Below are 23,719 nucleotides of genomic sequence, written 5' to 3' on the forward strand. Positions count from 1 at the left end.
GCTCACAAATGCTAACTCTTTTTGGCAGCTCAAAGACCACAGAACACGTTGTCAGTACTCGTGCGCTGACGCATGCCAGTGGACAAGGCAGACGGATTAATCATGGGCAGTGGGAAACAGACAGGTCTGATTCACATCAGGCAGACCGGCGCTCGACGATTGAACACCTGGATCAACTTGGGGGCGAAAAAATCGAGTTGATCAGTGGAGGAGATCAGCTTGGTCAGTTCAAAATCCCTAAGAACCATGAGCATGCGGTCGCTGCCATCGCCACGAGTAAGAACACGGCGAAGATCCTTGTCGACCCGGAATTTAGCGGAAACTTGAATGCGACTCTCACCAACTTGCGCACCAGGTTGGCCAGTCATGGATTCGACATCGAACCGGGCGAAACTCCGTGTGCTGCAGGTGTCATCAGGTCATTGGTCGAAGATTACCAAAGCCGTGCTTTGGCACGTGGCTCAATTGATACATCCGCTGCATCGGAGGGCAAGGCCCTGTGGGAATTGATCGGTGATCTAGCCATTCGAGCTGGCGCATCAGACATCCATCAAGTTTGCGAAAATGAGCGCGGTACGGTCTTGATACGGGTAGACGGAGAGCTGGAGCCGCTGCCTGGCAGAGACCGTGGTGTATTTACAGCTACACAATTGCGCGCAGCAGTGAGTTGGGCTTACACGAATAATGTACAAAGTGGATCCAACACTGAGTCCCAATTTCAAGATGACGTAAACGCGAGCGCCATGATTAAAAGCCGTGTCGTCGATGGGAAAAAAATCGCGATGCGCTATCAGTCATTTCGCAGCCCAAGCGGCCCGAAGATCGTATGTCGCCTGTTGCATACGGATAATGATGCACCGCCCCGGACGTACCAACAACTGGGATATTCCCCAGACCATATCGAACTCTTTTCTGAAGTCCCTTACGGTCCGCCCAGGATCAATATCCTCGCGGGCATTACTGGCTCAGGAAAAACGACGACTGCTCAAACTTTTTGGGACAGCCATCCTGGCAATGGTACACAAGCGTTCTACGCCATCGAAGATCCGATCGAGTTGATACTTAAGGGAGTTCATCAGATCAGTTTCCAGCGCAATTTGCAGGACCGCGCAGCAAGTGAGCGTGAGTTCGACGGCATTGTCATGGATCTGCTGCGTGGAGACTTGGACGCCGCATTTATTGGAGAAATCCGGGATCGATCCAGCGGTGCGGCCGCTCAAGAGATCGTGTTTACGGGGCACATGGCCATGGGCACGCTCCACGCGCAGTTCATATCTGGCATTGTTCCTCGATTAACGGACGAAAGCATAGGATTAAAGCGCAGTGTTTTGACCGCCCCCAACGTGCTTGGATTGCTCTCATATCAAGCGCTGGTGCCGGTTCTATGCGTGCATTGCAGGATACCCGTAGACGATGTTCATGAGACTTTCCACGCACATCACTTGGGAGAAGTGCGTTCCGGTTCTCATATGATTCAGAAGCGGATTTATTCGGATTTATCCATATTGGAAAAGCGCTTTGGACTCGCCCGCAATAAATTTTTCGTGCGTCGGCAAGGTGGCTGTCCAGAATGCAAGCAACGGGGAATTAAGGGGCAAACCGTGGTAGCTGAAATGATGATCCCAGATGAACAATGGCTTGAACTTACCCGTGACAGCCGCGACATAGAGGCCGCCAGGCATTTTCGATCATTTTCGGACGGGCGCGTTGATACGGAAAACATGCACGGTAAAACCGTATTTGAGCATGCGTTATTCAAAGCACTCCAGGGCCAGATCGATCCACGTTATGTCTCTCGCTTTGGCTCATTCACAAAATTTGCAATACCGGGAATTTAGAGATGTTCAATTTTTTTAGAAATAGTCATAAACAATTTCAGTTATTTGAATTTCACTTGAATAGAAGTGAGTTTTATAGAGAGCTTGCAAAGTCTATTCGAAAAACTGAGCCAATACGGCAATTCGTAGAGGCCGAACTTGTCGTAGCAACTAACCCAGCAACAGGCTCAACCTCAAAGGCACATGCTATGCGGGGTGCGCTCCGGCAGTTAAGCATAGGCCGGGAGCACTCGATTACGGCGACGATCGGTGCAATCATGCCGAGCAGCGACAAATTGATGCTCGGCGCAGTTGATCGCTCGAGAGACCAACCCGCAACTCTGGAAGTTTTGGCAAATGCAATTGATGACCAAATGGTTGCTAAAAAAGCGATTTTCATTGCAGTAACAAAACCGTCTCTGTATCTCGCTGGCGCGGCTGCCCTCGCGTACATGATCAGTACTGAGGCCATCCCAGCTATCGAGAAGACAGCGCCTGCTGAGGTATGGACCCCATTCAACGACGCAGTCCGGATTGTCGCAAACGTCATCAATAACTATGGCGTTTTGATCTGCGTCGTAGCAATGTTGCTTGTATTGTTCTTTGTTTTACAACTTCCAAAGTGGAGAAGCTCACTTCGTTTAAAGATGGAGCGATGTAATCCAACGCTTGCAATATGGTTAACTCCAATAGCACCCTGGATGTTGCCATTAGCAATGTATCGAGACTTTCAAGCGGGGCTGGTTTTGTCGGCCCTGGCTGTCTGGTTGGGCACTGGTAGAAATTTGAAAGAATCGCTCGAAGCAATTTTGGAAAACTCTTCTCCATATTTGAAGTCCCATATTCGGCGTATTTTGAATCATTTGAATGCAAAGCCCACGGAATATGTTGAGGCATTTTCCAGGGGGCTTATATCACAACGGCTCTTGGCAAAAATGGGAAGCTCCATTAGGAATTCTCCAAGTTTTAGTGATGTGATTATCGAAATCGGCACGAAGGGAAACCGGGAAGCACGTGACCAAGTAACAAAAAATGCAGCGGTAATGAATTTTACTTTTGTCGGTATTTTCGTCAGCATCGTAGTGTTTTTATATGTCGGGCTGATGAATATAAGTAGTTCGATGCAAATGGAAATGAATCCAGTGCGTCAAATTCAGAGGGAGATGGAAAAAAAATCACATAAGTTGCCTGTCTCAAATATCGTCAGTCCAATTCAAAAAATGAAAGGTTAATATGATCGTAGATTTTCACAATGTATCAAACAAGGGAGGGATCCGTAATCGCCGCCGCCAAGCCGGTGATTTCATGCTCTCTCTGGTCGTCGCCTTAATCGTGGTCGCAATTATTCTCGGCAAGGTTTTCATGAATTACCGTGATTCCACTCGTAATGAGCAAAACAGCGCTTTTGCCAGTACGGTCACTACCATCGCTGGCGCACTCCAAAAGAATTTTGGACAGAATAACTTATACGGCTCGTTGACCACCGCAATCGCGGTAAAGTCTGGCGCCTTCCCACGAAATCTTCGCGATGGCACCGCCGACACGGCATCGAACCTGTGGGGCGGTACCTTGACAGTTGCTCCCGGCACGATTACCGCCAATAACGACGTGGCAAGCCTGGCGGCCACGAAGGTTTCATCCGCTCAGTGCTACGACATCGTGTCAGCGACGCAATCGGTCGCCCGTCGAATTACAGTCGGCTCCTCGACCGTCAAGGCAGCGGACGCGACGCTGGATGTCGCCGCGCTTGCCACAGCATGTGAAGCAGCTTCAGATGTGACTGTTACCTGGTCCATTGGCCGTTCCGGCACCTAATCAACTTGGGGCAGGCAGGCGTGCAGCCTGTCTGGCTCTGTCCCAGCGAAACCCATTATGATTCGAACTGATTTGTATCGCCGAAGGAAGCAGGATGGCTTCGCGATGATTGATGTGATGCTCGCCTTGATTGTTACAGCTTTAGTAACCACGGGGGCTATCAAGTCTGCGGCGATTGCGAACAAATTAAATTTTGCATCGTCGCAGGGCGGGGCTTTAGCAATCGCCCGAAATGCTGGTGAAATTTATGCGCAAGAGAATTATCTAGCACTTCAGCAAGGTGGCGCAATCACCAGGAACGGTTACACCGTGAGCGCCGGTGGCATGGCCGGTCAGACAATGCAGCCGAGCATTGAAAACCTCATCAAGCTTGGCTACTTGCAGAATGGATTCTCGGAAGACTCATTTTTCAGCAATGGACAAGCACCTGGCAAGTTCAGGTTTGAAGTCGAACGTACGCCGGATGGATGCTGGTTGGCCGGTGCAGGCGAGCAGTGCGATGTAGGCGGTCGGGTATATATCGATAGACCGATCCAATCGGCAGGCACCAATGAGGCTGATGGTCCTGCCATATCTGCTATGACAGATAAAATTGGCGTCAACGCCGGCTTTTCTATCTTGCCAGATACATCCAGGATCACTTATTTAGGTGGCTCGGGCTCCACTGTAAATCCCCTGCCGGGCAATCCAGCAGGTGTCGTCGTCGCACGCTTTGGCTACGGTGCTTCAGGGCTTAGCCAGTTCGTACGTATCAACGACAACCGCGATCCCAGCCTACGCGGTGAACTTTCCGTTGCTGGAAAAGGTACTTTTGGCAAAGAGATTACCTCGCGCGAATCCGTCGGTGCCACGGACGTCGAAACGTGTCTCCGCGCAGCAATGCAAAAAAATGGGGAGATCCTTACCCGTGCATCCAACTGCTTGGTACGCGCCTTCCTCGACCCAAACTCCGCTGCAATCGGTGTGACAGACAATAGCGGAATCACCAACGCACAACTCGACGGCACGACCGGCCGAGTATCCGGTTCTCTCTTGAATTCGGCGGTCCAAGCTGCTCCAGGCGGCGCTTGCTCAATGGAAAATGACATTGCTAATACGCAACCTACTAATACTGCGGCCGGCTTACTGGTTTGCCGCGGAGGAAGCTGGCGGAATCCTGCACTCGTTACAAGTAATCGTGGAGCTGCTTGCTCAGTTGAAGGTGGAATAGCAGTTAATTCCGCAAATCAAGAGACATTGGTTTGTCAGTCAGGGATTTTTGTTCCACTCACCAACTTCACAAAAACATCTGTCGTTGGATCGAGTTGCAGCCCTGAAACTGCGATATCTCAAACGTCAGCCGGATCCTCGCTTATATGTCAGGGTGGGATTTGGGTGGATCTGGTAGGGCGTATGGGTAAATTTGCCTTTCAGGCAGCAACAATGGTGACCGTCTCGGAAACAAGCCAGGGGGCTTTCGTTCAGGCACCAAGTTGTTTAGCAAACGGTGTTCCGAAAATTTATCTTATCCCGAAAAGCGAAGAACAAATTGGCTATATCAATCATTTCGCAACTGGATCAGGGCCTTGGAACGTGTATGTTCAAGATGGTATTGGCAAGCCAGTACAAGGCATCATGATCGCTCAGACTTATTGCTATTACTTATAACTCGAAAGTCATAAATATGTATCAAAAAAATATATTAGTCATTTTTAGCACCTTATCAATTATTGCGGTGCCGATAAACGGCGGTGCTCAGGCAGTGGATTCTACCGGCACAGATAGATTGATCGGGGTCAGTAATCGCGTTGAGGCAGCGCTTCCACCAGCCATTCCTGGCCCGGCAGGTCCTGCAGGACCAGTTGGACCCACCGGATCGACCGGTTCGTCAGGATCTGTTCCGCAAGGTACAATGTGTGGCTTGGTTAAATTGATTGACACTTTGAGTTCCGGCGGTGCAAATGGTGTTGGGTCAACAACGACACGGCTGGAATCTAGCTGCCAAGGGTTCAAAATTATAACCATATCTTCCGATGCATACGGAAGAAAAATATTATCTAATTGCCCTGCAGATTATGCAACTTATTTAATTAGTCAGGCTAGCATTAACAATGGGCAAGAGGGTAGCACAAATTCAACATCGACAACGTTCACCTATTCCTGCCTAAAAATCTAGATTTTTTTTGTGATATTTTCATAAATAAAAGGAAATAAAAATTAAGAAATGCCCAAGTGTTTATCTTGGGCATTTTATTTACTGAAAGTCGATAAATATCATAGTATAAATCTTCTCAGTGTTTGTTGAATTTATATTGTTGTGTTGAAATTAATAATTGCCGGTGTTGAATGTGAAGGAAATTGAGATACTATTGTCGTTGTTCGTTCCAGTCGATTTGAAATCGTAGGAAGAGTTTTTTTGCAATGGCACCAATGGCATTAAAATTGCCACAGAGTCCACTTTAATAGTTCTGTTCTGATCGTTCTCCTTTGTGAGTATTTGTAATGGAATATCAATCTCAGTTCCAGTCTTGCGCAGTATGTACCCGCTTAGAATTAACTTATTTCCATCGCGTACCTTCACATAAATAGGATGACCGATTGGATTGCCAATAAGATTGCGTCCAGCGATGGGAGAAGGGATTTCATCCGTATAACTTTTTGTCAATACGTCGGTTGTTCCTGAACATGGATAGGTAATAACTTTATCTCTTGAAATTTGTTGAGGCGTGCGATTCGAGGTAGAACCGGTATTGATTACAATACGCGAATACTCATTAATATTTTCGAAGCCGATGCCTATATCACGCTCACCGTCCAATATTCCGTTTCCATGATATGGATTTGTAAATAGGTCCATCACAGATGACTGTCCAAGTGTAGACCCATATGAACTGTAGAAGGCATATGGATACGGGGTGGAAATAACTTCCGCGCCGCTGATTACTGGATAATTCGCTGTCATCATTCGATCATTCAGTCGGCTACCTGTGAATCCGACTGGGAATGTGATTTTATCCTGGTAGTGGCTTACCAAATGATTTACAGACAAATAATTTGCATGGCCCTGCGCCGAAATATCGAGATTCACATCCTGCTGCAACAAACCAAATCCACAAGCCAGTCGCTGGGAATTCAGGTAATTATAAGCATTTCTCTGCTCGGTGCCGGCTGCATATGTAGCTGCAACTACGCTGGTTTGGATTGAAGAGGCCTCTGGCGCCGGCGTTTCTGGCGGCGTAACTGGCGGAACTACCGGTGGAATCACTGGGGGCGTTACTGGTGGCGTTACTGGTGGCGTGACGCCGATCGAACCGTTAGCTTCGGACCCGCTATCGCCTCCGCCACATGCGACCAACAAAATTGCAACTGCTGCAGCGAAGATGTTTGTTTTAAAAGCTTTCATTTTGTTCCTAGAAAAGTTGAATATATATTTAGAATACCGTCTGAAATCACTGATGCAAGCGTGAAAGCTATCAGGAAGAGGGTATTCAAGAGATTTTATGGGTAAAATTTTTACGGCATAGATTTGAAGTGTGGAAATTGTAATTATTCTTCACAAAGCGTCCTCAGAGGACTAATACGAAAGAAAACGCAAGCGATGAAAAATATAGTACTAATGACTAACTTTGGATTGTTGAAGAATTTAGTGCTTTTTGTTCTTCTTTCTGCAGCGTTCGATGTCGCCAACGCTGATTGTTTTGATGACGCAGGTCTCTACCAGCAAGTCAATCCATGGATCCTGAGGGCTATTGCTGCCGAGGAGTCCAGTTTCAGGTCCGGCATCGTGAATAACAATACCAACCGTTCAGTTGATCGAGGTTTGACGGGGACAAATAGCGTGCACCTGCCCGAATTAGCCAAGTTTGGAATTGCCGCAAACGATTTATTTGACCCGTGCAAGTCGATTTACGTCGCTGCATGGCTACTTAAAAAGAAAATAACGAAACACGGTAACAACTATATTGCTGTCGGCGCTTACCACAGTGAAACGCCGGAAAAACGTGACATTTATGCGAATAAGATTCGTAGGCGGATATCCGAATGGACCGCACGTGGTTGGATTCCCTGACATTCTTCATGGTCGAGGAAGAGCCATGGATGTTGCTGTGCAAACTACGACGATTAGGCATGCAGGACTTGTCGATGCTTGTGAGCGAGTACGGTGTCGGTAGACGTTGTATGTTCAAATAGGCTATTACGCCTGAACGCGGTATTACGATTTTCGAGATTTGAGCAGGGGGATCGGCGTCGCCGATGATAATACTTGGAAGGGAAGTTTCGAGTGTTTGATGTCCTAATCTCGGACACTTAAGAAGAGCAGGAGGCATGCCATTTCCTTGCCGCGGTGCGGCTGTTTGAAATGGGTAGGGCTATTTTGAAGCCACACTAATAGCTTGATATTAGTAAAGCTGCAATACTGAAGGAAGGTTTTTGCAGTGGGGGTAGAAACAATGCCGCATGGCGACTTCGCTACTTTAACGGATTTTTTGTCGTACGCCAACTTTTTTTCAACCAAGGCACCTTGTGACAAGTGACTATTGCCAGATTCATGTTGATACTCATCGTCCTGTTTCATGCTAAATTGACAACGTCGCAAGAACTGCATGCCATTGCGCCAAAGATATCAGTGTCATTTGTTAATCAAACTAACTCAGTGCTGGAGAGCATCGCCGCACCATTAAACCGTGACTCTGCCCCTAAAACAGTCGCTTCTAGTGAGCTAACGCCACTGGTATTCGGATCGATTTCGGCATTTGTGGCAGAAAGCGGTATAAAAACCTCTTCGCGATACTGGCCGCAGTGCCCGGACATAATTTGGGTTTGCTCCCTTACACACCCATCGCCAGGAAAATTTTTTCCCAGTATGGCGAAACCTCGAGAAGCAGGCAGATTCGTCTTTAATTGCGAAGAACTTTATTCCAGCGTAATGTGTCTTGCGCTATCAACGTACCGCCATCCTTTGGGAGGAGGGGCGTTGTCAATCTGACTCACGATGATGTGCGAGTTTACATCAGTGGTCAAAATCACGGATGAAAGTTTTACGAGTTGCTTTCGGCACGCCGGCGTGCTGAATGTCAGCGACCGGACTCGGGACAGTTTCCCCAATTTTAATCGCGCTTGTGTTATTGCATGATGGAAGTTGTGAAACGAATACGGCGCTCGCTTAAGGAAGGCGCTTGGAACGACCATGAGACAGATCGTACTGTGAAGGTTTACCAGGTAGCCGCAGATCAGCCTTATCCGACGTGTGGGTGTGTATCGACCGCCGGTCTGCGTTTAGGGCATTACTATCCAGCTGTTCGACGCTGTGTCCATCACACACTTAAGCCTTTTGGAGTACAGCGAGCGAAGCATGGTAAACCGTTTCAAATCGTCTTTTTTATGCGGCCGAGATCGGTCGCGCCAAGATCCGTTGGCCATGGGGAAAGTAACAACTAGTTTTTTGTTGGATATGCGGCTTAGCAGGGTGCTTTGCACTAGGACCTGTGTTCTCGCGGTAGTCGCCCATCAAGGTGCGCAACTCACGCAGGCTGAGACCTGTTTCCTCATGCATACAGATCAACAAAGCAGGCGTAACTGGTACCCGGCGTTTCCGTATCTTGCAAATTTGGGGGGGCTGGACGCCAAGGCGGGTGGCCAGCTGCCTGTCGTTCTTTGCACATAATAATCGCATGACCGTGTTGAGCAGTGATGCCGGATCGTAGTGCGGGTTGTCATTTTCAACAGTTTTTTGGGTGAACTTGTACATACTGATGCTCCATAGCGGCTAGTTTTGTTCTCGCGACATTGTTGCGTCGCGACGCACAACACGGTGGGTGGACAAATAAGGCGATGCTCCACATCGATCATTTCGCCAGTGCCCACACATCATCCGAACGAGTCTGGATCAATTCGTTTGATTGTGGCTGCTGCCTCGAGTAGCTTTTCGGCATGGCGCACCTTGGCGCCGATCGCGAGCGGATGTTTCTCCTCAGCATTGGCACGAATAACCAGATCGGGACCGGTGCAACACGTGGCAAACTCGGCAGCGGTTGCTCTCGCCGTGGCCTTCAACTACTCTTCAAACCACAACGTGTCGAGCACAGAAGAATTTTTTTTGAGATTCACTCATGTAGTGGACGTCGTCCATCTCAAATTTGCAGTGCAGTCGAAGGGCGTGCTTGTCGTTACCCACGAATGCCACTGCGAAGCCACGTTTGGCCATCTTTTTAATCGTCCGTGAGAGAGTGTTTGGGGGGTAAAGAATTGTCCCACCCCATGTCGAGAGACTGAAACTCAATCATGTGAAAAAAAGTGACTTTTCGCGCAGAGGGTGGTCGTCGAGAGTCTCAGCAGATTCAAACTACTTTGACGCATATCACGTCGCCTGATGTAAAACTACAGGCCCCCCACTCAAGTATCTACGCCAAGAGCGACGTACATCCGGTCGCCATTGCCCTCAACGAAATAGTAAGAACGTTTCAGCAAATTTTCAAACCGATTCAAAGTTTTCGAACGGCTGCCAATCGACATTAAAAGCGGTATACGGTCACGTAAAACTGCGCTGCGGTTACGCTGACAAGTATCCCGCCTATCTCCGTGGCTCGATGGAATATCCAGGCTGCGGAGTAGCGCAATTCATTCATCATGATTAACATTTGATGGGTGCCAACTGGCGTTCGCGTAGTCGCTGCGGTCGTCATAGTCTACCTTGCTCGATCCGGTACCGAGCAGGACCAGAAATACCATCCCCGCCACGATGCGATGGGCCGGGCTAGGTTCGGTCTGGTCCAGGTTCATGAGTGCGGTAATAATTTGCATTGCTTTAACGCCCTGTTTAATTGACCGGTAAAGTACGATTGACAAGTCTATAGTACCTGCGAATCTCATGGCCCAAGTCTTCAACTCCCCCTCCCGGATGGCACTGATTGCAGGCGCTACCCTTCTCGCCGCCGCAGTAATTGGTGCCAACTTGTTTTCAAATCCTGCGGCCGTAACGCAGCTCGATGAGCATGCATTGAGATCACTGACAACAGATGGCTCATTCAAATCAGTCCAGGGTGATGGTTCTCGTTCGATCCACGTATTCCTGAGCACTGATTGCAAGTTCTGCCGCCAGATCGAGCCCGAGTTTGACCAGCTGAAAAACGTGACGGTATACCGGCATTTGCTTCCTGGTCATACCAAAGCAGGGCGGCTCAAGGCCATCGATGTGTGGTGCTCGGATAACCAGGTAAGGGCATGGAAGAATATCGGCGCTGGCCTGATGACACAGTCGGTGACGTGTAGCGATGCGGCCGCGATTGAGCGAAACCTGGCGCTCGCAAAACGATTAGGGCTTACGAGCACCCCAAGTATCGTCTACGAAGATGGGCATGTCTCAGCTGGAATGCTGTCGAACAGCGACATCGCGGCGCGGATCGCCTTATCTGCATCTCGGTAGTCGAGTTCCCGCGCTTTCGGTCACCAGTTTCATGCCAACCAGGCTATCAACGAACCAGCCTTGCACAAGATCGACATCCAGTTCACGTGCGAAGGTGAACATTGCCTCGTTTTCCACTCCTTCGGCGATCGACTTTACTCCCTCACTACGCCACAGATTAATCAGCATTCGCAGCATACGGCGGGCATCGGGCCGTTGCATACATGTCAGCATGAACTCGCGGTCGATCTTCACTGCTGATGCACTGCGAATTGAGTAAAGTCGCTCCAACCCATCCCGTCCGGCCCCAAAGTCATCGAGCGCTACTCGTGCGCCGACGTCAATCATCCGATTCACTTTTTCAGCGATTGCAAAGCGATCCATGTAGCCAGACACCGCTTCGCTTAACTCGAAGGTCACATCATTTGCAGATGCTGCCTGAGCAAGGTCACACGTATTGAGCGAAATGAGAATCTCATTCGACAAGTTGACGAACACGGCCGGTAACCCGGGCTGAGGCGTGGATAAAAAATTGAGCACGGCATTGTCGACCTTTACCCACTCAATATGCCTCGGCCCTCTATAAAGCAATTCGTAAGCCATCACACGCCCGTCGGACACTTGAAGAATTGGCTGCATCTCAAAAAGGAAAGTAGCACTGGCGGCCTCACCTGACGGTATTTCCAGGTGATGAAAGATCGGTCGTGCGGTCATATTGGGATCCTTGTTGATGCGCTGCGATTGTTCCGGCAAATGCCAAGCCTTTCGGACTATTTCTCCGGCAGCAAGGTCCTAGAATGGAATTTAACGGAGAATAAAACATGCAAGATCAGAAGCACTTTTCATTGCAAGGCAATATAGGCCATCATTTCGACGACGTAAGCCTGTTGCTCAAGGCCTTGAGACATAAAAGCATGGGGGGGGCATCCAATGAGCGCCTTGAGTTTTTTGGCGATGCCATCCTGAACTACACTGTCGCCGAAATGTTGTATAAGCGCTTTCCTAGCTTGCCAGAGGGCGATCTTTCGCGCGTTCGCGCTGCGATGGTATGTCACGAGTCGCTACTCAAGATCGCCAGTCGAATCGGGATCGCCGATGTGTTGGAGGTGGACCAGACGCATCGAGTCGAGAAATCAAAAGATTCAATTCTCTCGGATGCGCTAGAGGCGATTTTCGCTGCAGTGCAGCTCGATGCCGGGCACGATGTCGCGAAGAAAGTGATCCTCCACCACATGGAAATTCTGCTTGCGCGCGGAGAGGTTTCGTTAGGTAAAGATTCCAAGACAGCGCTGCAGGAACACTTGCAGGCTCGCGGCATCCCAGTACCGACTTACTCGGTGCTGAGCCAGGGAGAGCCAGGCGAACGCACGTTTGAAGTGCAGTGCGACGTCCCCAGGTTCCATCTCACGATGACAGGAAAAGGCACAACCCGCAAATTAGCCGAAAAGGACGCGGCGGCTAAAGTGCTGAAGAAATGTGCATCGCTATGACCCTTATACCTGCAACTGGTGAGTCCGATATCCTTGTCCCTGGGCGCCGTCGTTTCCTACAACAACTGGCCGGTGCGACAGCGTGCGTTGCTCTGCCTGCGTTCGGTCAGCCATCCGACTTTTGGTCGCTGCCTCGCGAATTATGGCTTTACCGGCCTGCGGGAAAAGGCCTGCCAAGAGCTGAACAAATTCGTGTAGTGTACTGGGCGGATGGAAAACTCATTCCAGAGGGCTATCTCCAGCTATGTCAGATTCTGCGAGACGTGCAGGCCGGCCAAGCGGTCCAGTTCGACTTGGTTACCCTGGATATTGCCAGGGGGGTTTATGGATGGCTTCGTGCGAACGGCATAGACAAGCCGTTGATTATCAACAGCGGATACAGGAGTCCGCGTACGAACGCCAATGAGGGCGGAGTACGCAACAGTCTGCATACTCGAGCACAAGCGCTGGACTTACGAATTGAAGGGGTTAGTGCCGATGCTTTGAGCCGGTTCGGACGATATCTGGCGGGAGGAGGGGTTGGATACTATCCTGGTAAAAACTTCACGCATCTTGATCGCGGCCGTGTGCGGCACTGGGTTGGTTGAGGCGTTCAAAGTTCAAACACTGAATCTGTGGGACTGCGTAACTTGGTGGCCCCCAGCCGTCAAGGGCAGGGATCACCGGTCCCTCAGAGTGGTCAGACTTCAATTCCTGAGGGTAACGATGGCTGAAACGTCTGTAATCAGCGGACGGCCCGCGGCAGCCAAACGTTTATTTGCGATTGGAATGGCCAACAAGCGGGTGTGTCCATCGAAAATGTAAATGCGGTTCCTGCCGCGGGCATCACGATGTAAAGGCTGGTCATTGGCTTGTAAAGGACGTCCCCTTTATTCAATATCGAATCAGCATATTTTCGACCATCGCCGAGTATTTGTGGGCGCGGATGTGAAAGCCTACGATGATCAACAATTCAGAAAAGGGTATTTTCCACGCATTTCCGGAGGTCGCGCCCATCGATTCCAATACGTCTTTGAGAGTGCCAAGGTTGATTTCGGCAGTAAATTTAGATTCCAGTTGGACCAGGTTGAGCGCGAACGCATCTCCAAAAGGGAATACATATGTAGATTACAGTAAACGTGGACGGTGGCAATCGACCATGAAGGACGGAGTGACCGAATCTTGGGCCCAGAATTGCTGGCCAAGTTACAGGACTCGATGATTATCAAGAGCTTACTTTGTGATTTTAGTGGACACCGTGTCCGCGAACCGACAAGGCTCATAGGGGACCAGGGTAATCCAAAACAAAGGCCAGGTTGCTGCCTAGTCAGTGCTGTTTCCTTGGCCTGATGCGCGTTGACGTTGGTCGTCGGTGAATCTGAATACCTCTTTGCGGAGCAAGGTGAACACGCGCAGGAAGGGTCCCATATTCTCTTCAGCAACCTTTGCCAGGGGGCTATGCATCAACGTATGAAGTGCACGGTCAGCCTTAACCAAGGCATGAAAAATTAACTCTGCTTCCTCCGAAACAATTCTCATCGTACAAGTCGCGGCCGGGGTGCCTTCTGGCATGTCGTAGGGACGGGCCATGTCTTCAAGGCGTTCTGCCTCGCCAGTCAACTTATGCAACATTGACCGCGCATGCAAACGACGATGGAATCCTTTGGTATACCAGAATAACTTTACGCTTGTGAAGTTGAAGTCGCGGCGCATGACGCGACTCAGGAGATGCGAGTACAACTCGGCGTCCAGCCGAATGTCGTCGCCCGGGAGAATAATCGACTCGATCCTTTCCACCCCTTTGATAACGAGTGGGTTACCGGTATTTTTTCCGACTTCGGGAGTTGTGTGGATCGTACCTGTAAGAGCCTGGCCATCCATCATGCTATCCCGCCGGCTTCGGCAAGTTCTCGCGCCGACTTTTCCTGCTGGTTTCGTGTGGAACAATACAGTTTCAGATCGGAGAAGGCATGCTCAAAAGGCTGAGTGTAGGCGTGAACCATATTTTCTGCCAGCTTACTGCCATCAACAGCAAAGTTGAGTTTCGCATATGCGGTATCGACTAACTGGAATGCCTTGAACAAAGCAGCTGCCGTTGGTGAAAAGAGTCGAAGAGGTACCGATCGGCCATTGGTCTGTGGCGGGGCTTCGAAGGATTTGCACTCGATAACCAGAAGATCTGCCTGCACTCGCACTTCAGCGAGCAGGCTACGCACCTGCTCTCGCCCGCCCTTTCGATGCTCACGATGAAACAACTTGGTAGCGACGAAATTAAAATCGCGGCGCACCACCCGGCAAGCCTGCCAGGAATAGAATAAGGCTTCAACTCGGTTTTCGAGACGTACGTTTATGATCTCAACGGCGTCGGTGCCTTTTAAGGCCAGGCCGTCTGCTGTAAGAACGGTACCATTATCGAGAATGGTAATATCGGATGGGGAGGTGTGCGGAAATTCCATGGCTGTGAGCTTAATTCTGTGTTGCGATGCCAATGCGGCGAATGCTATGGATAAAAATCAACGTTTCTCACTGACGACGGGTAAAGCTCAAGTGTAAGGTTATCGCCTATGGGCTGTCATGAACGAGCGCTCGCACGTGCCCTAAAAATCGTGATAATATGAAACGTCGATATTTGACGTGGCCGGCTACCGGCATTGCCATACCCAATTCTCGGGTACTCATCTCACGATTCACTGCAACCGTGAGCTACTAGAGCTAGATGATTTTATTTCGCATAGCGGACCTCATCTGAACTCATACTACAATTTCCAGTATTTTTGCCAGCTGCATCGCACACATGGCTCGCTGTATTGACAATGCCGCACCCAAATACAGAAAATCAGACCTTAATTTTTCATCGACCATATCGTTTCGATTAATCGGCATCGACAGGGCAATCATAACCATTAGGAGCTTCATGACCGATCACCCGAAAGAAAATCACCTGGAGCCTACTTCCATAGGAATCAGCACATCTTTCAAAATCGAACTGGACCAATACAACAGCGCTTTCGGCATCTCGGCTGAAACGTTGTTTCTATTGGCGGCCAGCTACAACGTAACACCTGAAACGTTGATCAACCGCGCGGTGACCATGTGGGCGCAGGCAGTGATTCCAGGCTTGGATCTGGATACGCCATACCTCATACCTGAGCAGATCAAGTTTTTGGAACAGCCTCGGCAACTCGCTGATGTCAAAACATTTCAACCACTACAAACGCTTGCTGAAGCGTTCAAAAAACTTCTAGAGGGCAAAGAAACCAACCATGAAAATGCAGAATCCAGCCCTCGAAATGGGGGACATCCTTAGAGCTTGGGTGCCATATGATGACAAACCAAACGTAGCCGGTCCGAAATTTCGACCGGTTATTTTTTTGGGCGAAACAGTTATCCACGGCATCAAGAACTGGGTAGTTGCCTACGGCACGACTCAAATGGACTCCAACAAAGAATCGAAAAATGGTGCTGACTTCATCGTACGCTGCATGAATGACCGCAGCATGGTACTGAACAGTGACACCCGCTTCGATTTCAACAGGCTTTTCGCCATCCCTGCAACCCCCGAGTTCTTCTCGTCAGACAAAAGCAGCTGTCTTATTCGCAAAACTCAAATTCCTGCCCAGGATCTGCCACAAGTTGTGGCCTGCATGCAGGCTGCAAAAGTTGGTCTGGCACTCAGTCGTTTGGGTGTCAGACTATAAAAAGGAGACTTAGTTCAGACAACCTTCCCCGCTTGGGGCGGGTTGTCTCTTGTGCGCTTTCTAACGAGAACGTACCAGGGACAACCCGTCCATTTACCTTTTGAGGAAAATAATTGTATGAACACTTCTGCCGCTCCGAAGCAACTTCAGTGGATGATCAACGTCGGAGTCAGCCGGGCCGATGTACACTGGCTTGAGCGCATGGATGGATCGGTTGATCTGCACATGCCTGGTAATCGTGAACGTATCGAACGTATTTATACGGAAGCCTACGCTCTCATTCTGAAGAGTAGTACGCCAGAGCTCTACCTGAAACAGTCACTGAACTAATGTACCGGGAGGCGCTATACGACTAGCGCCGACCATCCCAAAGATATCAATTCCCAATTTCAGATAGCAGTCGCCAAGTGAGAGGGAAATAGTCGAGAACTTGCAGAAGCAGAATTGGCTCTCGCGGAAAGCGTTGGCATGGCAGCCGCACAAGTGGTGAACTTCAAGGGTGCGAAGTCAACGTATGCTGTGAAGACCCTGGCGCCGCGATACCGGCATCCAGATGCTCCAGAAATATAGTTGACTAGCCGAGGCCGTAAACGCCGCTGGATCCAGGGATATATCAAGTTTACTGGCAAGTAGCTTGATTCGCTGCTGAACAAGTAAATTGAATGGCATCGGCCGCGACCAACACCACGCTATCCGCTCTGCAGGAATTGCTATGACAGAGAAAAAGTGATGAAATGCTACTTCCACGGCCTCAGCACCCTGTGCACCGGGCACACCAGCCTGCAAGAAAAAATTGTTAGTATGGATTTGATTTGTCGCCTCTCGGCATTATCGTGTTTCTCACTTATTCATGTACCTTTGTATTGACGAATTAAAATAGCCTTCACTTTTTTGACAACTTCCTTGCGGTTCAGCTGCTCGTATTCGAAAATCACTCCCCGCTTCAATAAGTCATGTCGCCGCAACTTCCTCCGGAGCGAATGGCAACTTCCACACGCATCCGGGCGAGTAAAATGAAATTAAAATGGCTTATCTCCTGCTTACGGACAGGTTAATCACCCCTTTAGCCTCCGGAATGATCTTCAAGTACGGCCTGCGCGAGCGTACGAAAAAGTATCTATTAATCGAACAGTATTTCAAAGACCTTCTGCGGTTCATACGCAAAGAAATTCCTCCGCATTTCTCTACCTTACGACTATGCACATCGTGCTTAAAACTGTTATTGCCATCCACGGTATGATCCTGACCGGCTCCAATTACATGGAACGGACACTGTCGCACGCGTAGGGGCAGTGCGAAGGAGATTTGCCACGCCTAGTGCCGACGTTAAAACGTACGGCGAAATGCGGCTGAGATAGCAACACCGAATACACAGGAGCGCATTGACGCTTCGCCTCAACTCTCTACCACCCGGGTGAACCTTCACCAGTGGGGCAGGTTCGTCCTCGTTTCAAGGATTAAACATGCTCCAAAAGACCACGATTAAGCAAAACATCACCTTTGCAGTTGAAGCGGCCGGCTTTACGCCCATCGCCTCCAACTTGCCTTTTAGCCACCATGCTGCATGGTGGCACCCGATGCTCGTACACGCTCGTACCAGGATCGAAGACTCTCTCGCCGGCCTGGCCGGTGCCACAAACCAAGCGCGTGCTGCCTTATGAAGACTGCCAAAGAGCTCCAAGCTTCGTTCGGACGGCGTAAGCCTAATCAGCAGGAAGTGGCAATGCTCCATCAACTGCGTCAGCAAGACGTTGAACGCCTCCTGAAGAAAGAACTGATCACCATCAACTGCATCATTGGTTTAGACTGGGGGGGACGATTCGCCATCGCAAACAGACACTTCGACAAATGTGACGATGCCGCAAAGCATGCACTTCTACACGACCAGCATCACGCTGTCCGTGCAGCGGCATCCCTGTTCAAACCGCCTGTGAAATTGGCAAGTGTCAGTGCGGTAGCACTGGCGATTATGGATGGGAAGCAAAACATAGACACGCTAAATGGCACAAAGTCACTGGGTGGCATTGAAGACTTAATTATTTCAACACATCCGTTGTCCGTCCTTGAAGCTGCCGAAAAGTTTATTGCGGGCTTCGAAAATGACACCACGCAGGTGGGAGTTGGGGAGCTGCTCGCCCAGCTGCGAGCCTCCCTCAATTCCATCCGGTAAATCACCAAGACACACAGCCTTGTCCTCATCCACGGCAAGGCGGGTGTTCTTTCCGGCCTCGCGTCAGTTACGCGTGACGGCGGCCACACCGGCCGTGCCTTGCGGGCGCTGGGCTTCATTCGGCATCAGCGTGGCGGCAAAACCCTTGAATACCAGCTGGTAGCGGTACAGCACGGGCACCGAAGCCACCAATGGCTGGATGGTATTTTGCTTGCTGCTCAAATAGCTGGTATAGCCTTGCTCCTGGCTGCTGGCCAGGCTTTGGCTCAGCTGCTTGCCGGCAGCCGGCTTGTTGGCGCCCAAGCCGGGCGCGCTGCCCGAACAGGCGGCGACGGAGGCATCTGTCAATTGCACCAGGTTAAGCCAAGCGTGTCGCGCCGGCCATATTAGTGGCGTGCGCTTCAGGGCGCGGGAAAAAGCAGCGGGAACTGAGCCCCCAAAAAAAACGCGCCCCGCAGGGCGCGTTGTGTGGCTTCAGAACGAGGCCGTTACAGCTTGGCGTCCAGCTTCACGTCGCGTTGGCTCGGTGCGGCCAGTGGCAGCGGGCTGTTGGTTTCCACCGACAGCACGGTGGTGGAGCCTACCGCGTTGTTGGCATCGAGGAAGGCCACGCCGCCCAGGTAGCGTTTGCCGGTGTCCAGCGCCGACCAGCTGATGCCGGCCGTGGCGCTGCCGCCCACATATACTTTGCCTGGCAGGGTGACTTTCAGGTTGCCGCCCTTGTCGGCCGTCGTCACGACTGCCGACGACAGGCCGAAGCCGGTCGACACGCCATTGACCACCGAGTAGCCCACCACGCATACCTTGTAGTTGCCGGCGGCGGGCGTGGCCAGGGTGACGGACTCGTTGGAACCGTCGTTGAGCGAGGCGCCAACGGCCGTGCCGGCGCTGTTGAGCACCAGCAGGTCGAGGTCGTTGCCGCCGCCTTCGGTCGTGTCGCGGTCGAAGGTTTCGAAGCGCGCCACCACCGTATTGGCGGGAATGGCCACGTTCACCACGCGCACGCCATTGCCGCCTGCCTTGCAGGCAGCCGTCGACAGCACGGTGGAGCCGACGGTGCCAGGCGTGGCCTGGCCCACCGTTTGCGCGGTGCGCACGACTTCCTTCAGGCCGGCCGTGGCCGCGCCGATCTTGCCTGCAAAGCCCGTGCTCAGGTTGATCTGGCGCAAGCCGCTGACCCGGTCGGCCTGCAGCAGGGCCGGCGATTGCACCGCGCGGCCGGAACGCGCCGTGACGGGGCTGCGCACCGTGTGCACGCCATCGCTCCAGACCAGTGCGCCGTACTGCCAGACATTGTCGGCCGCCGTGGTGCGCGTCAAGGTCACCGTGAAGGACTTGGTTTCACCGGGCGCCAGCGTCAGCGAGGTGGGGGCGACGGCGATGCTGTAGCCGCTGATCGAGGCGCTGGCCGTGTAGGTGGCGCTGCTGCTGCCCACGTTGGTGACGCGGCGCGTGACCGTTTGCGTGCCCAGCACGTTGGCGATGGTGATCGACGGCATGTTCAGGTTGTAGCCCGCCAGGGTGCCGCCAGCGCACTCGGCTGTCATGCCGACGCCGCACATGTATTTCTTGTAGTCGGCCAGGCTGGCGTCGTACACGAGGCCCGGATCGCTGGCCTTGTTCGGCGTCACGTGGCCGGCGCCCTGGCCCCATGGCAGGATGCCGCGCGCGTCGCCCGCCTGGACATCGGGCAGGGTGGTGCTGCCTGTGGTCATCAGGGCGGACTTGATGGCGGCCGGGCTCCACGTCGGGTGCTGCTGGCGCAGCAGGGCGGCCAGGCCGGCCACGTGCGGGCTGGCCATCGAGGTGCCTTGCAGGAAGATGTAGGCTTGCGCCGGCACCAGGCTGCCATCTTGCACGGCATCGCGCTGGGCGCGCGACAGGGCTGGCGTGCCGCCGGCCAGGATGTCCACGCCAGGCGCCGTGACGTCCGGTTTCAGCAGGTTGGCATCGAACAGGTTCGGGCCGCGCGAGGAGAAATCGGCCACCACGGGAGCGGCCGGGCCGTTGCCGTTGGTGACGAAACGCGAGATGGCGGCCGTGGCCGCGCCCGTTTGCGCCTGGGCGTTGATCAGCGCGCCATCGGCGGCGCTGACATGCACGGCGGGCAGCACGTGCGGGTCGGCGACCAGGCCGATGCCCGTATCGACCAGCACCATGCCGACACCGCCCGCTTCCAGCACGGCCACGCCCTTGTCGGTGCGCGCCGTGGTGCCGCGCAGGCAGCTGACGACCTTGCCGGCAACCTTGGCCGGGTCCAGCAGGGCCACGCCGCCGTTGTCGCCTGCGCGGTAGCACAGGGCCAGTTTTTGCGCATCGGCGCCGGCCAGGCCCGCATCCTGCGCGCGGATCAGGGTAGTGGCGGGCAAGGGGGTGTAATTGAGCGACGAACCCGTGTACTTGGCGCCATTGCCCAGGGTGACGGTGGCCTGGTTGGCACGGTTGTGCGTCGACGCCGCCACGGTGGTGATCCATGGGCTGACGTGGGCCACCGTATTTGCCGGTCCCGCATTGCCGGCAGAGGCGGCAACGAAGACGCCCGCGTTCGAGGCATGCAGGAAGGCCTGTTCCACGGGGTCATTGACGACGCCGCCGCCGCTGATCGAGTAGTTGATCACGTGCACGCCATCGCGCACGGCCTTTTCGATGGCCGCCACGCTGTCGCCGCCGTAGCAGCCGTTCTTCGCGCCCGTGGCCTGGGTGGCCAGGTTGTACGACCAGCACACCTTGTAGACGGACAGGCGCGCGCGCGGGGCGATGCCGGAAATGGCGCCCAGCGGGGTGCCGTTGGCGCTGGCGGGCACGCCGCTGTTGCCGCCCGCGGTGGACGAGGTGTGCGTGCCGTGGCCGCCTTCACCGCTGGGGTCGCCCACGGAATCGCGCGGCGACGTGAATTCGCTCCAGTGCTGGATCTTGTCCGTTTCGGTCAGGCGCACGGCGTTGAAGTACTGGGCACCGATCAGCTTGTTGTTGCAATGGGCTTGCGTAAAACCTTCGCCCGTCTGGCAGGTGCCGTCCCAGCCGGCCGGCGGCGGACCGTAGGCCAGGGTGGCGTTCGCATCGAAGGTGGGGGTGCCGCTGGCATCGACCTTGTCGGCATACGACAGGTTTTCCGGCCACACGCCGCCATCGACGATGCCGATGATGATGTCTTCGCCCGCATGCTGCTTGCCGCCCAGCTGGTTCCACAGGCCGCCCGGCTGGTCCAGGCCCAGGAAGGTGGGCGTGTAGTTCGTTTGCAGCGCGCGCGGCTCGTCCGGGGCGATGCTGGCCACTTCGCCGCTCGCCTGCAGCTGGCGCACTTCGGCGTCGGTCAGCAGGGCGGAAAAGCCGTTGAGCACGATCTTGTACTGGTATTGCACGGGCGCGGCGGCGATGATGGCTTGCACGCGGGCCTGTTTCTGGTCGAGGTAGTCGCCATACAGCTGTACTTCGCTGCTGGCCAGGTCGAGGCGCGCGCCAGCCGCCGGCTGGGTGGCGTTCAAGCCGTCCACGGTGCCGGCGTAGGAGGCGATCGGTTGATCGGTGAGCTGCACGATGTAGGGACGGCGCAGGTCATCGGCGTGCGCGTTAAGGCTCAGGCTGGCAAACAGGCTGAGGATGGCCAGCGAGAGGGGACGCAGAGTCGGACGCAAGGTCGGGCGGAATGTCATGAATGGTTTCCTGGTAACGGTAGCGGGATCGGGATGGAACGCTTCAGGCTTGCTGGCGGCGGCGCGCGGCAAAGCCCACGGCGCCCAGGCCCAGCAGCAGCATGGCGTAGGTCGATGGTTCCGGCACCGAGGCGACGATATTGTCGAGCGCGAACTGGCCCTTGTTGGTGCTGAAGGCGCTGCAGCTGCCTGCCGTGTTGCAGCTGAAGCCGAAGAAGGCGACCGAGGCGAACTGCTGGCTGCCGAAGCTGGCGCTGGTGTCGTAATGCTGGAACTGGAAGTTGCCGCCGATGGGGCCGCCGAGCTGGTAGGTTTCGTACACGGAACTGCCGTCGGCGTAGAAGCCTTGCAGGCGCAGCAGGCCCGAGACGGCCGGATACGAGATGCCCTGGGCGTGGCCGATGAAGCTCGCATCGAAGCCCTGTACGCTGACCAGGCCGCCTGGCTGGCTGGCCTCCAGGAACAGGATGCCGTCGTTCAGCGCCGCATAGTAGTTGCTGCTGTTGTTGGTCGGGCAGGCGATATCGCAGGAATAGCGGTCGCTGCCGTCCAGGACGGCACCGACCAGGTCGCCAGGATTGGCGCCGGCGACGTTGGACTCGCCCGTCAGGCGAAAGCCGCCCGTCTCGAAGTAATCCGTGTGGCCGACAAAGGTATTGTCGAAATTGTTGAAGTCGATCACGCCGGCCATGGCGGCCGGGGCCATGCCGGCAGTCAGCGCCAGCAGGGTGGCGGCAGCGATGTGCTTGAGGGGGAACGTGGCCGGACGGCCTGATTGCGATTGCACGATACGAGTCATGGATCTTCCCTTGGTAGTTTTAAGGATGCAATATGTTTTGCGTCTTCTTCAATCCCTTGCCGTTGGCCGGATAAGACCAATCGGCAAAAAATTGATTTTTACTATAGCAAAAGATGCAATTCTGTTGTGCAATATTCTTTCAAATATAATTTGAAGGTTACAAATTTTGAATGAATAAAATTTATCTTTTACTATGAGAATTGAAACCGATAGTTACTTGTTTCCCAATTGAAAATAGTTGATTCCAGCTTGCCGGGTGCCGTTGGCGCACGCATCCTGCGGCACCGCCGCCACGCTGGCGCTGCGATGGTTTCCCGTGGAATTAGTTGTTCACAGTACAAATAAAAAGATTGTATTATCCATAAGCGGCATGGTAGGCTGGCGAGCATCAGGCAAGCGTGCGCCGCCTGTGCGTGGCCACCAGCCATGCACGTGGGCGCAATGTATTGAAGGCTAGTAAAAGGGGTATCCGGATGCATGCAGCACACAGGCAGGATTTCACGGCGGCGCGCCAGGCGCGTGGCTTTACATTGCTCGAACTGTTGGTCGTCATCGTCATCATCGGCTTGCTGGCGGCGTATGTCGGGCCCAAGTATTTCGCCCAGCTGGGCAAGTCCGAAGTCACGGTGGCCAAGGCGCAGATCGAGGCGTTTGAAAAATCGCTCGATACCTACCGTCTCGACGTGGGCCGTTATCCGACCACGGAAGAGGGCCTGGCCGCGCTGCTGGTCGCGCCCCCCACCGCCGGCACGCGCTGGAATGGCCCGTACCTGAAAAAAGCCGTGCCGCTCGATCCGTGGGGGCATGCGTACCAATACCGCGCACCCGGCAGCAAGGGCGAATACGATATCGTCTCCATGGGCAAGGATGGCCAGCCAGGCGGCAGCGGCGAGAATGCCGACATCAGCTCGCAATAA

Annotated in this window: 24 protein-coding genes; 14 read left to right on the forward strand and 10 right to left on the reverse strand. The window is 53.2% G+C overall.

Going from position 1 to position 23,719, the window contains the following annotated elements; translation table 11 throughout:
• Positions 1–8 precede the first annotated feature (8 nt).
• The 4 genes from ACZ92H_RS20240 to ACZ92H_RS20255 all read left to right on the forward strand — a co-directional run bounded on the left by ACZ92H_RS20240 (position 9) and on the right by ACZ92H_RS20255 (position 5,279).
• Positions 9–1,838: an ATPase, T2SS/T4P/T4SS family gene (locus ACZ92H_RS20240; RefSeq protein ID WP_465050795.1), complete on the forward strand. Its 1,830-nt coding sequence runs from the start codon at positions 9–11 to the stop codon at positions 1,836–1,838.
• Between the two features lie 2 nt (positions 1,839–1,840).
• Positions 1,841–3,049 (forward strand): type II secretion system F family protein, encoded by a 1,209-nt coding sequence (locus tag ACZ92H_RS20245; RefSeq protein WP_465050796.1) that lies wholly within the window; start codon positions 1,841–1,843, stop codon positions 3,047–3,049.
• A gap of 1 nt (position 3,050) precedes the next feature.
• Positions 3,051–3,632: a type 4 pilus major pilin gene (locus ACZ92H_RS20250; protein ID WP_465050797.1), complete on the forward strand. Its 582-nt coding sequence runs from the start codon at positions 3,051–3,053 to the stop codon at positions 3,630–3,632.
• A 105-nt stretch (positions 3,633–3,737) separates the two neighbouring features.
• Positions 3,738–5,279 (forward strand): hypothetical protein, encoded by a 1,542-nt coding sequence (locus tag ACZ92H_RS20255; protein ID WP_465052369.1) that lies wholly within the window; start codon positions 3,738–3,740, stop codon positions 5,277–5,279.
• A gap of 658 nt (positions 5,280–5,937) precedes the next feature.
• On the opposite strand, the gene ACZ92H_RS20260 is transcribed toward ACZ92H_RS20255, so the two are convergent.
• Positions 5,938–7,014, reverse strand: a complete 1,077-nt coding sequence (locus ACZ92H_RS20260; protein ID WP_465050799.1) for a CAP domain-containing protein — start codon at positions 7,012–7,014, stop codon at positions 5,938–5,940.
• Positions 7,015–7,209: 195 nt separating this feature from the next.
• Between ACZ92H_RS20260 and ACZ92H_RS20265 the strand changes: the two genes are divergently transcribed.
• Positions 7,210–7,680, forward strand: coding sequence for a lytic transglycosylase domain-containing protein (locus ACZ92H_RS20265; RefSeq protein ID WP_465050800.1), 471 nt, complete (start codon positions 7,210–7,212; stop codon positions 7,678–7,680).
• Positions 7,681–7,905: 225 nt separating this feature from the next.
• On the opposite strand, the gene ACZ92H_RS20270 is transcribed toward ACZ92H_RS20265, so the two are convergent.
• The 3 genes from ACZ92H_RS20270 to ACZ92H_RS20280 all read right to left on the reverse strand — a co-directional run bounded on the left by ACZ92H_RS20270 (position 7,906) and on the right by ACZ92H_RS20280 (position 10,412).
• On the reverse strand, positions 7,906–8,187 hold the full coding sequence (locus ACZ92H_RS20270) for a hypothetical protein (RefSeq protein WP_465050801.1): 282 nt from the start codon (positions 8,185–8,187) through the stop codon (positions 7,906–7,908).
• 804 nt (positions 8,188–8,991) lie between these two features.
• Positions 8,992–9,360: a hypothetical protein gene (locus ACZ92H_RS20275; RefSeq protein WP_465050802.1), complete on the reverse strand. Its 369-nt coding sequence runs from the start codon at positions 9,358–9,360 to the stop codon at positions 8,992–8,994.
• 869 nt (positions 9,361–10,229) lie between these two features.
• Complete coding sequence (locus ACZ92H_RS20280) at positions 10,230–10,412, reverse strand: hypothetical protein (protein ID WP_465050803.1); 183 nt, start codon at positions 10,410–10,412, stop codon at positions 10,230–10,232.
• A 67-nt stretch (positions 10,413–10,479) separates the two neighbouring features.
• On the opposite strand from ACZ92H_RS20280, the gene ACZ92H_RS20285 reads away from it, so the two are divergent.
• Positions 10,480–11,034 carry a DsbC family protein gene (locus ACZ92H_RS20285; RefSeq protein ID WP_465050804.1) on the forward strand — a complete coding sequence of 185 codons (555 nt, stop codon included), beginning with the start codon at positions 10,480–10,482 and terminating at the stop codon, positions 11,032–11,034.
• On the opposite strand, the gene ACZ92H_RS20290 is transcribed toward ACZ92H_RS20285, so the two are convergent.
• Positions 11,017–11,727, reverse strand: a complete 711-nt coding sequence (locus ACZ92H_RS20290) for an EAL domain-containing protein (protein ID WP_465050805.1) — start codon at positions 11,725–11,727, stop codon at positions 11,017–11,019. The genes ACZ92H_RS20285 and ACZ92H_RS20290 overlap by 18 nt on opposite strands.
• A gap of 107 nt (positions 11,728–11,834) precedes the next feature.
• On the opposite strand from ACZ92H_RS20290, the gene rnc reads away from it, so the two are divergent.
• Both rnc and ACZ92H_RS20300 read left to right on the forward strand, forming a co-directional pair.
• The gene (gene rnc / locus ACZ92H_RS20295; protein ID WP_465050806.1) at positions 11,835–12,503 is read left to right on the forward strand and encodes a ribonuclease III; all 669 of its coding nucleotides are present in this window, start codon (positions 11,835–11,837) and stop codon (positions 12,501–12,503) included.
• Complete coding sequence (locus ACZ92H_RS20300; protein WP_465050807.1) at positions 12,500–13,090, forward strand: YcbK family protein; 591 nt, start codon at positions 12,500–12,502, stop codon at positions 13,088–13,090. Before rnc ends, ACZ92H_RS20300 begins: the two co-directional genes overlap by 4 nt.
• A 715-nt stretch (positions 13,091–13,805) precedes the next feature.
• Here ACZ92H_RS20300 and ACZ92H_RS20305 read toward each other — a convergent pair.
• Both ACZ92H_RS20305 and ACZ92H_RS20310 read right to left on the reverse strand, forming a co-directional pair.
• On the reverse strand, positions 13,806–14,366 hold the full coding sequence (locus ACZ92H_RS20305) for a hypothetical protein (protein WP_465050808.1): 561 nt from the start codon (positions 14,364–14,366) through the stop codon (positions 13,806–13,808).
• Entirely contained in the window at positions 14,363–14,938 is a 576-nt protein-coding gene (locus tag ACZ92H_RS20310) for a hypothetical protein (protein WP_465050809.1), read from the reverse strand. The genes ACZ92H_RS20305 and ACZ92H_RS20310 overlap by 4 nt, the downstream gene beginning before the upstream one ends.
• 458 nt (positions 14,939–15,396) lie before the next feature.
• Here ACZ92H_RS20310 and ACZ92H_RS20315 point away from each other — a divergent pair, with 458 nt between their 5' ends.
• The 5 genes from ACZ92H_RS20315 (at position 15,397) to ACZ92H_RS20335 (ending at position 18,350) form a co-directional block, all read left to right on the forward strand.
• Positions 15,397–15,789 (forward strand): hypothetical protein, encoded by a 393-nt coding sequence (locus tag ACZ92H_RS20315; RefSeq protein WP_465050810.1) that lies wholly within the window; start codon positions 15,397–15,399, stop codon positions 15,787–15,789.
• The gene (locus tag ACZ92H_RS20320) at positions 15,746–16,180 is read left to right on the forward strand and encodes a hypothetical protein (protein WP_465050811.1); all 435 of its coding nucleotides are present in this window, start codon (positions 15,746–15,748) and stop codon (positions 16,178–16,180) included. Before ACZ92H_RS20315 ends, ACZ92H_RS20320 begins: the two co-directional genes overlap by 44 nt.
• Positions 16,181–16,297: 117 nt before the next feature.
• The gene (locus ACZ92H_RS20325) at positions 16,298–16,510 is read left to right on the forward strand and encodes a hypothetical protein (protein ID WP_465050812.1); all 213 of its coding nucleotides are present in this window, start codon (positions 16,298–16,300) and stop codon (positions 16,508–16,510) included.
• A 1,133-nt stretch (positions 16,511–17,643) separates the two neighbouring features.
• Entirely contained in the window at positions 17,644–17,841 is a 198-nt protein-coding gene (locus ACZ92H_RS20330; protein ID WP_465050813.1) for a hypothetical protein, read from the forward strand.
• A gap of 62 nt (positions 17,842–17,903) precedes the next feature.
• Positions 17,904–18,350 carry a hypothetical protein gene (locus tag ACZ92H_RS20335; RefSeq protein ID WP_465050814.1) on the forward strand — a complete coding sequence of 149 codons (447 nt, stop codon included), beginning with the start codon at positions 17,904–17,906 and terminating at the stop codon, positions 18,348–18,350.
• Between the two features lie 63 nt (positions 18,351–18,413).
• On the opposite strand, the gene ACZ92H_RS20340 is transcribed toward ACZ92H_RS20335, so the two are convergent.
• The 3 genes from ACZ92H_RS20340 to ACZ92H_RS20350 all read right to left on the reverse strand — a co-directional run bounded on the left by ACZ92H_RS20340 (position 18,414) and on the right by ACZ92H_RS20350 (position 22,802).
• On the reverse strand, positions 18,414–18,704 hold the full coding sequence (locus ACZ92H_RS20340; protein ID WP_465050815.1) for a protease inhibitor I9 family protein: 291 nt from the start codon (positions 18,702–18,704) through the stop codon (positions 18,414–18,416).
• A gap of 134 nt (positions 18,705–18,838) precedes the next feature.
• The gene (locus tag ACZ92H_RS20345; RefSeq protein WP_465050816.1) at positions 18,839–22,003 is read right to left on the reverse strand and encodes a S8 family serine peptidase; all 3,165 of its coding nucleotides are present in this window, start codon (positions 22,001–22,003) and stop codon (positions 18,839–18,841) included.
• 43 nt (positions 22,004–22,046) lie between these two features.
• On the reverse strand, positions 22,047–22,802 hold the full coding sequence (locus ACZ92H_RS20350) for an NF038120 family PEP-CTERM protein (protein ID WP_465050817.1): 756 nt from the start codon (positions 22,800–22,802) through the stop codon (positions 22,047–22,049).
• Between the two features lie 473 nt (positions 22,803–23,275).
• On the opposite strand from ACZ92H_RS20350, the gene gspG reads away from it, so the two are divergent.
• Positions 23,276–23,719 (forward strand): type II secretion system major pseudopilin GspG, encoded by a 444-nt coding sequence (gene gspG / locus ACZ92H_RS20355; RefSeq protein WP_131373776.1) that lies wholly within the window; start codon positions 23,276–23,278, stop codon positions 23,717–23,719.

Source organism: Janthinobacterium foliorum (assembly GCF_978021625.1).

Bases quoted from the DNA above. Each gene is read 5' to 3' on its own strand.
- ACZ92H_RS20335 (WP_465050814.1), top strand. From the start codon at position 17,904: ATGCTCCATCAACTGCGTCAGCAAGACGTTGAACGCCTCCTGAAGAAA.
- ACZ92H_RS20300 (WP_465050807.1), top strand. From the start codon at position 12,500: ATGACCCTTATACCTGCAACTGGTGAGTCCGATATCCTTGTCCCTGGG.
- ACZ92H_RS20240 (WP_465050795.1), top strand. From the start codon at position 9: ATGCTAACTCTTTTTGGCAGCTCAAAGACCACAGAACACGTTGTCAGT.
- ACZ92H_RS20265 (WP_465050800.1), top strand. From the start codon at position 7,210: ATGAAAAATATAGTACTAATGACTAACTTTGGATTGTTGAAGAATTTA.
- ACZ92H_RS20330 (WP_465050813.1), top strand. From the start codon at position 17,644: ATGCTCCAAAAGACCACGATTAAGCAAAACATCACCTTTGCAGTTGAA.
- ACZ92H_RS20290 (WP_465050805.1), bottom strand. From the start codon at position 11,727: ATGACCGCACGACCGATCTTTCATCACCTGGAAATACCGTCAGGTGAG.
- gspG (WP_131373776.1), top strand. From the start codon at position 23,276: ATGCATGCAGCACACAGGCAGGATTTCACGGCGGCGCGCCAGGCGCGT.
- ACZ92H_RS20305 (WP_465050808.1), bottom strand. From the start codon at position 14,366: ATGATGGATGGCCAGGCTCTTACAGGTACGATCCACACAACTCCCGAA.
- ACZ92H_RS20260 (WP_465050799.1), bottom strand. From the start codon at position 7,014: ATGAAAGCTTTTAAAACAAACATCTTCGCTGCAGCAGTTGCAATTTTG.
- ACZ92H_RS20345 (WP_465050816.1), bottom strand. From the start codon at position 22,003: ATGACATTCCGCCCGACCTTGCGTCCGACTCTGCGTCCCCTCTCGCTG.
- ACZ92H_RS20270 (WP_465050801.1), bottom strand. From the start codon at position 8,187: ATGAAACAGGACGATGAGTATCAACATGAATCTGGCAATAGTCACTTG.
- ACZ92H_RS20315 (WP_465050810.1), top strand. From the start codon at position 15,397: ATGACCGATCACCCGAAAGAAAATCACCTGGAGCCTACTTCCATAGGA.
- ACZ92H_RS20350 (WP_465050817.1), bottom strand. From the start codon at position 22,802: ATGACTCGTATCGTGCAATCGCAATCAGGCCGTCCGGCCACGTTCCCC.
- ACZ92H_RS20310 (WP_465050809.1), bottom strand. From the start codon at position 14,938: ATGGAATTTCCGCACACCTCCCCATCCGATATTACCATTCTCGATAAT.
- ACZ92H_RS20285 (WP_465050804.1), top strand. From the start codon at position 10,480: ATGGCCCAAGTCTTCAACTCCCCCTCCCGGATGGCACTGATTGCAGGC.
- ACZ92H_RS20325 (WP_465050812.1), top strand. From the start codon at position 16,298: ATGAACACTTCTGCCGCTCCGAAGCAACTTCAGTGGATGATCAACGTC.
- rnc (WP_465050806.1), top strand. From the start codon at position 11,835: ATGCAAGATCAGAAGCACTTTTCATTGCAAGGCAATATAGGCCATCAT.
- ACZ92H_RS20255 (WP_465052369.1), top strand. From the start codon at position 3,738: ATGATTGATGTGATGCTCGCCTTGATTGTTACAGCTTTAGTAACCACG.
- ACZ92H_RS20320 (WP_465050811.1), top strand. From the start codon at position 15,746: ATGAAAATGCAGAATCCAGCCCTCGAAATGGGGGACATCCTTAGAGCT.
- ACZ92H_RS20280 (WP_465050803.1), bottom strand. From the start codon at position 10,412: ATGCAAATTATTACCGCACTCATGAACCTGGACCAGACCGAACCTAGC.
- ACZ92H_RS20245 (WP_465050796.1), top strand. From the start codon at position 1,841: ATGTTCAATTTTTTTAGAAATAGTCATAAACAATTTCAGTTATTTGAA.
- ACZ92H_RS20275 (WP_465050802.1), bottom strand. From the start codon at position 9,360: ATGTACAAGTTCACCCAAAAAACTGTTGAAAATGACAACCCGCACTAC.
- ACZ92H_RS20250 (WP_465050797.1), top strand. From the start codon at position 3,051: ATGATCGTAGATTTTCACAATGTATCAAACAAGGGAGGGATCCGTAAT.